We start from the raw sequence: 13,195 nt of genomic DNA on the forward strand, positions 1-13,195 counted from the left end.
TCCCATAGGGACGGCCGATATGGGTACGTTTTAATATGGTACAATAAACTCCTAACCCCCTAAACCCCAGAGATGTACAATTTTATTAAAATCTATTCAACCTAGGTACAAAAAATAATTTTTTGGTATTTTAACATTATAAAATGGTATAAATCAAGTTGTTAAGATTTGTTAATGTGGTTAATTTTAATGGTTCAAATTATTGTGTTTCACCATAAATAAAACTGCATGAAAAAAAGTTTACTAGGCTTTGTGCTCGCCGTATTTACAGTGTGCTCTGTGGCGGCGCAAAGCAGGACGGTTTCCGGTACGGTGACCTCCGCCGAAGAACCTGAAGGGGTGCCCGGCGTTAACGTGCGGGTGAAGGGCACTACTGTGGGGACGATCACCGATATCGACGGGTCGTACTCCATAGAAGTGCCAGAAGACGGTAATACCTTGGTATTTAGCTTTGTGGGTTTCTTAACCCAAGAAATAGGCATCGGCAACCAGTCTACCATCGATGTGCTGCTCGAACCGGATGTGAAAACACTCGGTGAGGTGGTCGTGGTTGGTTACGGTACCCAAGAACGACGCGAACTCACCGGATCTGTGTCATCCATCGACAACCGGGCGATTGAAAACCTGGTGACCCCCTCCTTTGACCAGCAGCTTGCCGGCCGCGCTCCGGGGGTAAACGTAACCACCCCGGGCGGTGTGCTGGGCCAGGCCCCCGTGATCAGGATTAGGGGTGTCAATTCCATTACTTCCGACGCCAATCCGCTGATCGTAATCGATGGGGTGCCGGTGGTGAATGCGGATAGGGCGGCCAACTTCCCGAGCAACCCCCTAGCCCAGATCAACCCAGCCGATATCGAATCCTTTGAGGTGTTGAAAGACGGTTCAGCTACGGCCATTTTTGGTTCCAGAGCGGCAAATGGGGTAATACTTATCACTACCAAAAAAGGTATTGAAGGGCGTGCCCAGGTTGATTATAATGTCAGTGTGGGCTGGAATGAGGAAGTGGACCGATTTGACCTGCTCAATGGCGACCAGTTTGTGACCATAGCCAACGAGAAAAGGAGCAACGCCGGTCTTGGTGACCTTGCCCAGCCTGGAGTAAATACCGACTGGCAGGACTATATCTTCCGCAAAGGCTTGGTGACCCAGCACAACCTTTCCATCCGTGGTGGTTCGGCCGATACCAAGTATTTCTTCTCTTTGGGCTACACCGACCAAGAGGGTTATATCCGTGCCAATGAGCTGACCAGGTATTCCTTAAGGGCCAATGTGGATCATAATGTGTCCAATAGGGTGAGGATCGGTACCAACATGAGTTTCTCCTTCACCGAAATCGAATCCTTGAACAACGGTGAAAACTCCCTGTCCGGGGCCACTTATAACGTGACGAGGGCCTTTCCCAATATCGAAATCAAGGATCCAAGCAATACCTTCTATGACGGATTCAACACCACACCTGATGGTGCCGCCCTTGGTAGGGGTCCAAACTTGGGTAACATTGACAACAACATTCCCAACATCGGATTTGTATTGGCCAACAACGTGTTCAGGGGCCGAACTGCCAGGCTATTGGGAAATGTGTTTGGTGAATGGGATATTTTCCCAGACTTGACCTTCAGGACCCAGTTTGGTGGGGATATGACATTCGCGGATGAATTCCTATCCTGGGATGCCCGTCATGGGGACGGCCGGGGTAATGCGGGTTTGATGTTACAGGCGTACAGGCCGGTATATCGCTGGAACCAGCAGAACACGCTGAACTATCAGGCCATCTTGGGTGAAAGCCACAACCTGAATGTGACCGTGGGTGCGGAGTTCCAATATACCAACCAGCATTTCTACTCAGCCACCGGTACCCAGATTGCCGACGTATTCTTCCAGCAGTCCAATATCGTGACCGGTTCGGCTGGTGTGCAGCAAATTGGTGGTGGTATGGATGAACAGGGTTTCGATTCTTACTTTGCCAGGGTAAACTATAGCTTTGACGGACGCTACCTTCTATCTGCATCGGTAAGAAATGACGGGATTTCTGCCTTACCGGTTGATAACCGAAGAGGTACCTTTGTGGGTGGTTCCGTCGGTTGGAGGATTTCCGATGAGGGATTCTTCAACAGCGCCTTGATTTCTGACTTTAAGGTAAGAGCCTCCTATGCGGAAGTGGGTAACACGGAGATTGGATTCTTCCCCTATGTAGGTGGTTATTCAGCCGCACTTTCCGGTTTGGGTCCTGGTATCGGCTTTGACCAGATTGCCAACCCGAACCTGCAATGGGAAACCTCCCGTAAACTGAATGCCGGTTTGGACTTCACTGTAGGAAATGTAACAGTGGCTGCCGACTACTTCAGAAATGATATCCGGGATCTGGTATTGGAGCGTATCACCGCTTCCTCTTTTGGTGTACCCCAAAACAGGATTTTTGAAAACGTAGGCGCCATGGTCAACCAGGGGGTGGAATTGCGTGTGATGGCCGGTATTATCGAACGGGATAATTTCAGCTGGAACACCGATTTTAACTTTACCTGGTTGCACAATGAGGTGACCAACCTTATAAGCCCGATCACTACTACCTTTAACCGGACGGAAGTAGGCGGACCTATTGCCCAGTTGTATGGCTATGAGTGGTTTGGCGTGAACTCGGCCAATGGGAATCCCATCTATGTGAAGGGTGATGGTTCGCTGGTTCAATATAACCTTGAGCAGGATAATACCGGATGGAGGGCCTACAATGAAAATAACCCCGGCGATATCTCCCAAACGGCGACTGGTCTGGGGGGAGGCGACTTGCGAATACTTGGCAATACCCTCCCCAGATGGCAAGGGGGTTGGACCAATCAATTTGTGATAGGCAATTTCGATGCGGAGATTTTTTTCCGCTACTCGGGTGGTAACTACATTATGAATGAGACCAGAAGGGGTCAATTGGGTATGGGCTTCTCCAACAACAATGCGGAAATCCTTAGCCGTTGGACTGAAAGCGGTCAGGTGACCGACGTGCCCAAGCTCTATACCGGTCAGGATGCCAACATTTGGGCCGCTGGAGCTGCCAATAGCCGCTTTGTGGAAAAAGGAGACTTCCTTAGGATCCAAAACATCGTGTTGGGTTACCGGATTCCTGCTGACTGGCTGGACCAGACCTTTAACGGCGGCATTCGTAGCGTGCGGATTTTCGGTCAGGTGCAAAACCCACTCATCTTCACCAATTATACCGGTGTGGATCCTGAGTTGAATACCTTCCCTGGCAGCCAGCTGCAGTTTGGTGTAGACTGGAACTCTGCTCCTATTATCAGGACATGGTCATTTGGGCTTAATGTGGGATTCTAATTGGTGGACTTAAAAAATTTAATGTTATGAAAATCATAAAGCAAAGAAATATATTAACTGCCGCCATATCCGCCCTATTGCTGTTTGGGTCCTGTGATGTGACGGATCAATCGCCTGTAACCTTGGTGCCGGAAGAGGAAGCGTTTGCGGATGCGGGAAAAGTGCTGGGGAATATCCTCGGTGTTTATGATGCTGCCCAAAGGGGTTTTTACCTGGGGGCTCCAGATCGAGGATATCCGTTTGGAGCTGCTTCCATTCAGCAAGGAGATATGCGAAGTGGTGATATGTACAATGACCAACTTTTCTATGAGATTACTTATATAGGGGGTTGGACGCCCTCCACAGCCAATCAAGAAGGCATGTGGATAGGCACTTATAGGTTAATCAACCGGATCAACGTAGTGTTGGAAGGACTTCAAACCGCCTTAGCCAACGGTGTGATAGATCAGGAGGAGCATGACAGCTACCGTGCTGAAATGCTGTTTCTGCGTGCCTTTTCCCATTGGCAATTGGTGACGGATTTTGCCAGGCCCTATGCGGACAATCCGAGTGGAAATTTGGGAGTGCCCTATCGGGATATTCCTATAAGTAATACAGAAAGGCTGGATCAAGCTGCCGATGTGGGTCGGGGCACCGTGGAAGAGGTATATACCCGTATCTTACAGGACCTGGATGAAGCGGAGCAGCTAGGCACTGAAGCTGGAATACCTTTCAGGGCATCCCGTTCTGCTGCCATTGCGTTTAAAACCCGGGTAAAATTGCATCAGCTTGATTGGGCCGGCGTGCTGGAAGAGGCAGCCAAGTTGACCAATTTTGAATTGGCGGCTACGCCTATGGCTCCCTTTGATAGCCCTGACGGCAATCCGGAAAGCATATTTTCATTGAACAATACGGCTGAATCCAACCCGGGTGTGAATGGGGCCTTGCCTGCCATGTACGGTAACCCGGCCTTGGGCGGAAGAGGATTGGTGAAAATCAGCCCGCTGATATGGAATGAGCCATTTTGGCTGGAGGAAGATTTAAGGAGAACTGAACTGACAACCAGCAGTCCGGATGGTTATTATACTGGAAAATACACGGGCTATATCAACAGGGATGATCCTGCCCCTTTGATCCGGTATGCTGAAGTGGTACTGAATACCGCTGAAGCCCATGCCCGACTGGGAGATGAGGCTACTGCGCTTACCCTGTTAAACTCTGTGAGAGACCGCTCCACTCCGGAAGGGACTCCCTCCTATGATGCGGGTGCTTTGCCTGATGGCGTTATCCAGGGAATCTGGAACGAAAAGCGTGTGGAGTTTTTGGCCGAGGGGCTCTGGTGGTATGATATTCATCGCCTATCCGGTATGGGCGAACTGCCAGGCATACCTCCCAAGGCTGCCTCAAGGTCGATAAGCTCGATTGAACAGTATGAGCCGGGAGCCAGTATCACCTTGGACCATAGCGTACCTTATAGCAGTCACCTGTTTGTATGGCCTATTCCGTTACAGGAGATTGTAAATAACCCTCTGTTAGCCGGACAGCAAAACCCGGGATATTAAAGTGTGGAGTACGAAGGATGAAGGAATGGGAAATTAGGAATTAGGTATGAAAAATGGACTGCCACGGCTCATTTAATTCCTAATTCCTAATTCCTAATTATTAATTCAAATGGGTCACTAAGGGAACAAAACTCGTCTGACGGCAGTCAGGGTATAACTATCGATTGGGTAAAAGAGCTAAAGGTTAGCCCCAGACCTAAAAATACTTAGTACATAGTACCCATATATTACCCTAAATTCCTATGATCTATGGATTATCGTCTGTGGGCTGTGGACCATCAACCTGCTAAGCATGACACCTAGCAGGTTTTTTTGTTAAAGTACTGTAAATCAGTTGTACTTGATTTTTTAGATTGTTAATAATTAAAAAGTTAAATGTCGGGTGACAGGTAGATAGGGAACGTTTTTGGTGTGGGGAATGGGGAATTGAGGGGAAGGAAATATGGTGGAGTTTCCATTTGCCAAATCAGGGAATTTGGATGAAATCATCTTTAATAGTGGAAGTATTTGATAAAAGGATCTATTGCCATGGAAACTCCCATTTTTGAGAGTATTAACGGCACAGGCTGATTTTTTAAAAAAAGTGTGAATTAATAGAAAGTTTTTTCAATGCCATCCATCTCGGTATTTTTTCCCATTTTTAAGAAGTCGGCATGATGAGTTTTTTAGAATAATCTCCTGATATCTGGGAGATAGTTTCTTAATAATAAAATAATATAAGCTTTAGCGGTTTATTTCCGTAATAATAATTTACCTAATAGGATTAACAAGGGTAAAGGAATCCTTATATTTTTAATTTGTTGTCGTTTTATAAGGTAAAAAAAAATTATAATAATACCATTTAATGTTTTTTCATGTATTTCTTAACTCTAAAGATCTCTTAATATCTGTTAAAAACCCGTTAAACGTCCTTAAATCGGAATTTAATTAGGTGGCTAAATTAAGGGTATTATATCTTGTTTTGGTTTTTTGTTTAAATGCGTTTATCATTGTACCAAATGAATTGTTAATAAACCTTAATCAAAGACACATGAAGAAAATTTTACTCAGCTTTGTGCTTGCCTTTATTACAGTGGTATCTGTAATGGCACAAAGCAGGACCGTGACAGGTACTGTCACGTCCGCGGAAGAACCGGAGGGTGTGCCGGGCGTGAATGTAAGGGTGAAAGGTACTACTGTCGGTGCTATCACTGACTTAGATGGTTCTTATACCATTGAAGTACCTGCCGATGCAAACACACTAGTTTTTAGTTTTGTAGGCTTTTTAACTAGAGAAGTTGCAGTTGGGAATCAATCAACTGTAGATGTATTGTTAGAGCCGGATGTTAAAACATTGGGTGAGGTAGTAGTCGTAGGGTATGGTACCCAAGAGAGACGAGAGTTGACAGGTTCAGTTTCTTCAATCGATAATAGAGCGATTGAAAACTTGGTAACGCCTTCCTTTGATCAGCAGCTTGCTGGTAGAGCTCCAGGTGTAAATGTTACAACACCTGGTGGGGTACTAGGTCAGGCTCCAGTAATCAGAATCAGAGGTGTAAACTCAATTACATCTGATGCAAGTCCATTAATTGTGATTGATGGAGTTCCTGTAGTTAATGCAGATAGAGCGGCAAACTTTCCAAGTAACCCTCTAGCTCAAATCAATCCTGCAGATATCGAGTCATTTGAAGTACTTAAAGATGGATCTGCTACCGCCATTTTTGGTTCAAGAGCTGCAAACGGTGTAATATTGATTACCACCAAGAAAGGTATTTCTGGTCAAGCTCAAGTTGATTACAATTCGAGTATTGGTTTCAATGAGGAAGTAAGTAGATTTGACTTGCTTAATGGAGATCAGTTTGTAGAAATTGCAAATGAAAAAAGAAGAAATGCTGGTTTATCTGATTTGGCACAACCAGGAGTAAACACTGATTGGCAAGATTATATTTTCAGAAAAGGATTTGTACAGCAACACAATTTGTCTATTAGAGGTGGTTCAGATGCTACTAAATACTTTTTCTCTGTGGGTTACACAGATCAAGAAGGGTATATCAGAGCAAATGATTTGAAAAGGTATTCATTCAGAGGTAATGTTGATCATAGTATTTCTGATAGATTGAGAATGGGTACTAACATGAGTTTCTCTATGACAGAGATTCATTCATTGAACAATGGGCAAAACTCATTGTCTGGAGCTACTTATAATGCAACAAGAGCATTTCCAAACGTTCCAATTTTCGATGCTGAAAACGTGGGATACGATGGATTTAATACTACGCCAAATGGTGCAGCATTGGGAAGTGGAAATAACCTAGGTGTTATTGATAATAATATTCCAAACATTGCTTTTGTTTTAGCCAATAATCAATATAGAGGTAGAACTGCTAGGGTACTTGGAAATGTATATGGTGAGTGGGATATTGTAGATAACCTGACCTTTAGAACTCAATTTGGTGCGGATTTAACATTACCTGATGAATTTCTATCATGGGATTCAAGACATGGTGATGGTAGAGGAAATGCTGGTTTGATGTTACAAGCTTTTAGACCTGTTTATAGATGGAATCAACAAAATACGTTGAATTATCAGGCCATTTTGGCTGATGATCATTCATTAAATGTTACAGTTGGTACAGAATACCAGTATACTAATCAAAGCTTTTTCTCAGCTACTGCTACTCAAATCGCAGATGTATTCTTTCAGCAACGTAATATTGTATCGGGTTCTGCCGGAGTTCAGCAGATAGGTGGAGATATGTTTGAGCAAGGATTTGATTCTTATTTCGGTAGAGTTAACTATAGCTATGCAGGAAAATATTTGCTTTCAGCTTCAGTAAGAAATGATGGTATTTCAGCACTCCCAATCGATAACAGAAGAGGTACTTTCGTAGGTGGTTCTGTGGGATGGAGATTATCAGATGAAAACTTCTTCAATAGTGCTTTGATTTCTGATTTAAAATTGAGAGCTTCTTATGCTGAAGTTGGAAATACTGAAATCGGATTCTTCCCATATGTAGGAGGTTATTCTGCAGCATTATCTGGCCTTGGAGCAGGTATTGGTTTTGCACAATTAGCAAATAATAATCTTCAGTGGGAAACCTCAAGAAAATTGAATCTTGGTTTGGATATGACTGTAGGTAATGTAACGATTGCAGCAGATTATTTCAGAAATGACATTCAGGATCTAGTATTACAAAGAATTACTGCATCATCATTAGGGGTTCCAGGTAATGCGATTTTTGAGAATGTTGGTTCTATGGTAAACCAAGGTGTAGAATTGAGAGTTATGGCTGGAATTATTGAGAGAAATAATTTCTCCTGGAATACTGATTTCAACATCACTTGGTTGCATAATGAGGTTACAAACCTAATTAATCCAATTACTTCTACTTATAATAGAACAGAAGTAGGTGGTCCAATTGGCCAATTATATGGATATGAGTGGTATGGAGTGAATTCTGCCAATGGTAACCCAATTTATGTTAAAGGAGATGGATCTTTAGCTCAATTCAACCTTCAACAAGGTGATACGGGATGGAGACAATTCGATGAGAATAATCCAAGTGATGTAAGTCAGGGAGCTTCTGCCCTAGGTGGTGGAGATCTTCAATTATTGGGAAATACCTTACCAAGATGGACAGGCGGATGGTCTAATCAGTTTGTGATGGGTAATTTTGATGCCGAAATATTCTTCAGATTCTCAGGAGGAAACTATATTCTGAATGAGACACGTAGAGGGCAATTAGGTCAAGGTTTCTCAAATAATCATGCGGAAATCATGAATAGATGGACTGAAAGTGGCCAAGTTACGGATGTTCCAAAGCTTTACTCTGGACAGGATGCCAATATGTGGGCGACTGGTGCGGCAAGTAGTAGATTTGTAGAGAAAGGTGATTTCCTTAGAGTTCAAAATATTGTATTGGGCTATAGAGTTCCAGCTGACTGGTTGAGTACAGCATTCAATGGAAACATTAGAACTGCAAGATTCTTTGCTCAAGTACAGAATCCTCTAATTTTTACTAGCTATACAGGTATTGATCCAGAATTGAATACATTCCCTGGAACTCAAACGCAGTTTGGAATTGATTGGAATTCTGCTCCAATTATCAGAACATATTCCTTTGGTGTTAATGTAGGTTTTTAACCCATAATTTTGAAAAACAATGAAAATGAACATAAAAAATAGTTTAAAAATAACCGCCTTTTGTGCTTCATTACTTGCATTTTCTGCTTGTGATGTAACAGATCAGTCCCCGGTTACGCTAGTTCCTGAGGAGGAGGCATTCTCCGATGCTGGGAAAGTACAGGGTAATATCCTTGGCGTATATGATGCAGCTCAACGTGGTTGGTATTTAGGTGCTATTGATAGAGGTTACCCATTTGGTGCGGCATCAATTCAGCAAGGTGATATGCGTGGCGGAGACATGTATAATGATCAATTGTTTTATGAAGTTACATATATCAATGGCTGGTCACCAACTACCGCAAACAATGAAGGCCAATGGATTGGTACATACAGATTGATTAATAGGATTAATGTTGTCTTGGAAGGCTTACAAGAAGCATTGGCAAATGGTGTGATCGATCAAGGTGCATATGATAGCTATAGAGCTGAAATGCTATTTTTGAGAGCTTTCTCTCATTGGGATTTGGTTATAAACTTCAGTAGACCTTATTCAGATGATCCTAGCTCATTAGGTATTCCGTATAGAGATTTCGCAGTGAATAATACAGATTTAGTATCTGAGGCGGAGCAAATTGATAGAGGTACAGTTGCTGGTGTTTATGCACGAGTATTAGCCGATTTGGATGAAGCTGAAGAATTAGGTGGAGATATAGGTCCATTTAGAGCTTCAAGAGGTGCTGCAATTGCTTTTAAAGCTAAAGTTAAACTACATCAGGATGACTGGGCAGGAGTATTGGAGGAATATGGAAAGTTAGGTTATGCTTTGGCTCCTTCACCTGAAGTACCATTTAGATCACCGGATGGTAATACTGAAAGTATTTTCTCTTTAAATAATACTGCTGAGTCCAATCCGGGGGTAAATGGTGCATTGCCAGCAATGTATGGTAATCCGGCTGAAGGTGGTAGAGGACTCGTTAAAATCAGTCCTGTGATTTGGAATGCTCCATTCTGGTTGGAGGGAGACGCAAGAAGAACAGAATTAACTTCTAGCTCTGATATTGGGATTTTTACCTCAAAATATGATGATTACATCAATAGGGGCAATCCAACACCATTGATTAGATATGCTGAGATTGTTCTTATAGCAGCCGAAGCTCATGCTAGACTGGGTGATGAAGGACAAGCTTTAGAATTGTTAAACTCTGTAAGAGATAGAGCTATTCCAGAGGGAGCAGCATCATTAACTGCTGGAGATTTGTCTGATGGAATTTTGCAGGCCATTTGGAATGAAAAAAGAGTAGAGCTTCTAGCTGAGGGTGCATACTGGTATGATATCCACAGACTATCAGGAAGAGGGGACATGGATGGAATTCCAGCCAAAGCTCCTTCAAGATCAATTACTTCAATTGATTTCTATGCACCTGATGCTGATATTTCTTTGGACCATTCACTTCCATATAGCAGCAACTTGTTTATCTGGCCAATTCCATTGCAAGAAGTAGTAAATAATCCTGTATTAGCTGGACAGCAAAATCCAGGTTATTAATTTATAAATTTAAAAAGGCGGGTAATACCGCCTTTTTTTTATGAGATATTATATTTTAATTGTATTTTTTTTACTTACAGGTTGTATAGATGAGGTTTCTTTGACAAACCCTCAATCTGAGCCAAAACTTGTAATAGATGCCTGGCTTTCAAATAGTGAGGATTATAGTTATGTTAAGGTTTTTTATTCAGTACCATTTCAGTCAGGTGACTTTAATGTTTCATCAAATCTTGCTGAAGTAGACTTTGTCACATTGCAAGGGTTAACTGAAAACTCTAACTATTACTTAGCCTATGATTCTGCTAAACATTCTTTTTTGTTGAATGATGACTTTCAATTCAATTCCTCTGAAACATATAGATATTATATTAGGCTTAGTAATGGAGATGAAATAAGTTCGAAATGGAAAAAAGCGGCTGGGAAACCTATAATAGAAGGATATGAAATAGATTTTACAACAAAAAATTTGTTTAGACCTTCCGGGAATGGTCAATTCACAAATTTTGATCAAATTTTTCTGCAGGTTGATCTTCAAATTAATAACAGTCTTTCCGATATCCCTTATATTTACTCTAAAAGTTCTGGGATCGAGGAAGTTTTTACCGTATCTATCAACGAGTTTTGCACGTGTACATGTTATAATCCAGTTTCTGATATAACCGGTAAGCTAAATATATTGAAAAATTCTCCTAATAATAATCTATTTTCAGTTGCAGAAATTACTATGGGTCGTCTTGCAAGACACTACGTTCATTTTGATGTTATAGGTTTGAATGAGACTGATGGTGATTATCTTGCACAAATATATAAACAACAGACTATGTCAGGTACAATTTTTGACCCAATGCCTTTTAAAATTAATGGTGAATGGGAGAGTTTTTCAGAATCTGGAGAAGATATTCTAGGAAATTTCATAATTGCTAATCATTCTAGTTATTCATTTGTAATCGATAGAAATGAAATATTTAGCGAAAACCCCCTATTAGACTATTATTTTGAGGAATTTCCAGATGTACGTGAATCTTGTACTGATTATTATCCTGAGGCCTCACTAGAAATGCCGGCAGTTTTTCATTAAAATTTTTGATATTAATTAAATTATAGTTGTATTGAATTTATTATTAATCATTTTAACTAATATATCATGAAACACTTACTAATTATTTTTGCGATTATGGCTTCAGGATTTATTTCTGAAGCAAAGGTAGGAAAATCGATTGATTCTACTGAAACTGAAGTTTTAAATACTTCCTTTAATCAAAGATTTTTTGATTGGGAGACGGGAGAGGTTGAGATATGGGTAGAAGGAACCTATAATGTAGCTACCGAAACTGTTAATGTGACGAGCATTATAGCTTATTATGAAGGTGAAGCTCGTGCAATTAATAGTTATACAATTCATAGTGAATTTCCTGGTGGGAATTTTTTATTAGGAGGAAGTGTCTCAATTTTTCAAGGTACATATTCATTTGGAATACAACCCTCTAGATAGATTTAGAGAACGTTTTATAAAAACAAGTAGAGTAACAAATTTTGTTGCTCTACTTGTTTATTTATTTATTTATGAAAAAATTAATTCTTGCCATTCTGATGATGGCTACGGTGCAGGTGTTTGCACAGGATAATCAGCAGGAGCCTAGAACTCCTGGATCGGAGATCTTTTGGGAGAACCTGAAGGCCCATTGTGGGAAGGCTTATGAAGGGGAATTGGCCTCTGAGGCTACCAATGATACCTTTGCGGGTAAGAAACTGGTGATGCACGTAAGGGAGTGCGGGGACAATGTGATCAAGGTTCCTTTCTTTGTTGGTGATGATAGGTCCAGAACCTGGGTTTTCACCAAAATGGAGGATGGAACGATCGAATTGAAGCATGATCACCGTCATGAAGATGGCAGTCCTGACAGGGTAACCATGTACGGCGGTACCAGCACAAGCACCGGAAACGGTAAGATGCAGTTCTTTCCTGCTGATCAGGAAACCACGGATCTGATCCCTTACGCTTCTTCAAATGTATGGTGGGTGACTCTTGACGAGGAAAACTTCAGCTACAACCTCAGAAGAGTAGAACGCGACAGCCATTTCTCTGTTAAATTTGATTTGACTACTGAGGTGGAAACGCCGGATGCTCCTTGGGGACATGAGTGAATGAATTAAGAATTAAGAATTAGGAATTAAGAATTAGGAATTAGGAATTAGGAATTAAGAATTAGGAATGAGAGGTAAATTGCATTCCTAATTCATAATTTTCAATTCTTAATTTATTTACCATACGCACTCATCACCAGCTTCCTATTACCTCCCCGGTTACGGAACTCACAGAGGTAGATTCCCTGCCAAGTGCCGAGGTTGAGTTTGCCCTGGGTGATGGGGATGGTGAGGGTGTTGCCGAAGAAGGCGGTTTTGATATGGGCGGGCATGTCGTCCGGCCCTTCTGCGGTGTGGATAAAGTGTGGGTAAGTATCGGGGATGAGGTCCCGGATGAAGGTTTCGAAATCTTTTCGCACATCCGGGTCCGCATTTTCATTTATGGTTAACCCCGCAGAGGTGTGTTTAAGGAAGATTTGGAGCATTCCCTGTTCAATATTCCTGATTTCCTTGAAGTTATTAACAATTTGCTCCGTAATAAGATGAAACCCTCTTGAATAAGAGGGTAGGGTTAAGGTTTCTTGATAAAATTTCATC

General features: G+C 42.0%; 8 protein-coding genes. 7 read left to right on the forward strand and 1 reads right to left on the reverse strand.

Going from position 1 to position 13,195, the window contains the following annotated elements; all coding sequences use genetic code 11:
* Window positions 1–228: 228 nt before the first annotated feature.
* From KI659_RS05495 to KI659_RS05525, 7 genes are all read left to right on the forward strand, one after another.
* A complete protein-coding gene (locus KI659_RS05495) occupies window positions 229–3,321 on the forward strand; it encodes a SusC/RagA family TonB-linked outer membrane protein (protein WP_213944360.1) in 3,093 nt (1,030 codons plus the stop codon).
* Between the two features lie 26 nt (window positions 3,322–3,347).
* Complete coding sequence (locus KI659_RS05500) at window positions 3,348–4,862, forward strand: RagB/SusD family nutrient uptake outer membrane protein (RefSeq protein ID WP_213944361.1); 1,515 nt, start codon at window positions 3,348–3,350, stop codon at window positions 4,860–4,862.
* A gap of 1,030 nt (window positions 4,863–5,892) precedes the next feature.
* Complete coding sequence (locus KI659_RS05505; protein WP_213944362.1) at window positions 5,893–8,985, forward strand: SusC/RagA family TonB-linked outer membrane protein; 3,093 nt, start codon at window positions 5,893–5,895, stop codon at window positions 8,983–8,985.
* Between the two features lie 19 nt (window positions 8,986–9,004).
* Window positions 9,005–10,513, forward strand: a complete 1,509-nt coding sequence (locus KI659_RS05510) for a RagB/SusD family nutrient uptake outer membrane protein (RefSeq protein ID WP_213944363.1) — start codon at window positions 9,005–9,007, stop codon at window positions 10,511–10,513.
* 40 nt (window positions 10,514–10,553) lie between these two features.
* Complete coding sequence (locus KI659_RS05515) at window positions 10,554–11,591, forward strand: DUF4249 family protein (RefSeq protein ID WP_213944364.1); 1,038 nt, start codon at window positions 10,554–10,556, stop codon at window positions 11,589–11,591.
* A gap of 66 nt (window positions 11,592–11,657) precedes the next feature.
* Window positions 11,658–12,005, forward strand: a complete 348-nt coding sequence (locus tag KI659_RS05520) for a hypothetical protein (protein WP_213944365.1) — start codon at window positions 11,658–11,660, stop codon at window positions 12,003–12,005.
* Between the two features lie 71 nt (window positions 12,006–12,076).
* The gene (locus KI659_RS05525) at window positions 12,077–12,658 is read left to right on the forward strand and encodes a hypothetical protein (protein WP_213944366.1); all 582 of its coding nucleotides are present in this window, start codon (window positions 12,077–12,079) and stop codon (window positions 12,656–12,658) included.
* Window positions 12,659–12,771: 113 nt separating this feature from the next.
* Here KI659_RS05525 and KI659_RS05530 read toward each other — a convergent pair whose 3' ends face one another.
* Window positions 12,772–13,194 (reverse strand): secondary thiamine-phosphate synthase enzyme YjbQ, encoded by a 423-nt coding sequence (locus KI659_RS05530; RefSeq protein ID WP_213944367.1) that lies wholly within the window; start codon window positions 13,192–13,194, stop codon window positions 12,772–12,774.
* Window position 13,195: the final 1 nt, after the last annotated feature.

It is taken from the genome of Litoribacter ruber (genome assembly GCF_018449405.1).
GTDB classification, from domain to species: Bacteria; Bacteroidota; Bacteroidia; order Cytophagales; family Cyclobacteriaceae; genus Litoribacter; species Litoribacter ruber.

Excerpts from the sequence above, each read along its gene's own strand:
- KI659_RS05495 (WP_213944360.1), top strand. The coding sequence starts at position 229 with ATGAAAAAAAGTTTACTAGGCTTTGTGCTCGCCGTATTTACAGTGTGC.
- KI659_RS05500 (WP_213944361.1), top strand. The coding sequence starts at position 3,348 with ATGAAAATCATAAAGCAAAGAAATATATTAACTGCCGCCATATCCGCC.
- KI659_RS05505 (WP_213944362.1), top strand. The coding sequence starts at position 5,893 with ATGAAGAAAATTTTACTCAGCTTTGTGCTTGCCTTTATTACAGTGGTA.
- KI659_RS05510 (WP_213944363.1), top strand. The coding sequence starts at position 9,005 with ATGAAAATGAACATAAAAAATAGTTTAAAAATAACCGCCTTTTGTGCT.
- KI659_RS05515 (WP_213944364.1), top strand. The coding sequence starts at position 10,554 with ATGAGATATTATATTTTAATTGTATTTTTTTTACTTACAGGTTGTATA.
- KI659_RS05520 (WP_213944365.1), top strand. The coding sequence starts at position 11,658 with ATGAAACACTTACTAATTATTTTTGCGATTATGGCTTCAGGATTTATT.
- KI659_RS05525 (WP_213944366.1), top strand. The coding sequence starts at position 12,077 with ATGAAAAAATTAATTCTTGCCATTCTGATGATGGCTACGGTGCAGGTG.
- KI659_RS05530 (WP_213944367.1), bottom strand. The coding sequence starts at position 13,194 with ATGAAATTTTATCAAGAAACCTTAACCCTACCCTCTTATTCAAGAGGG.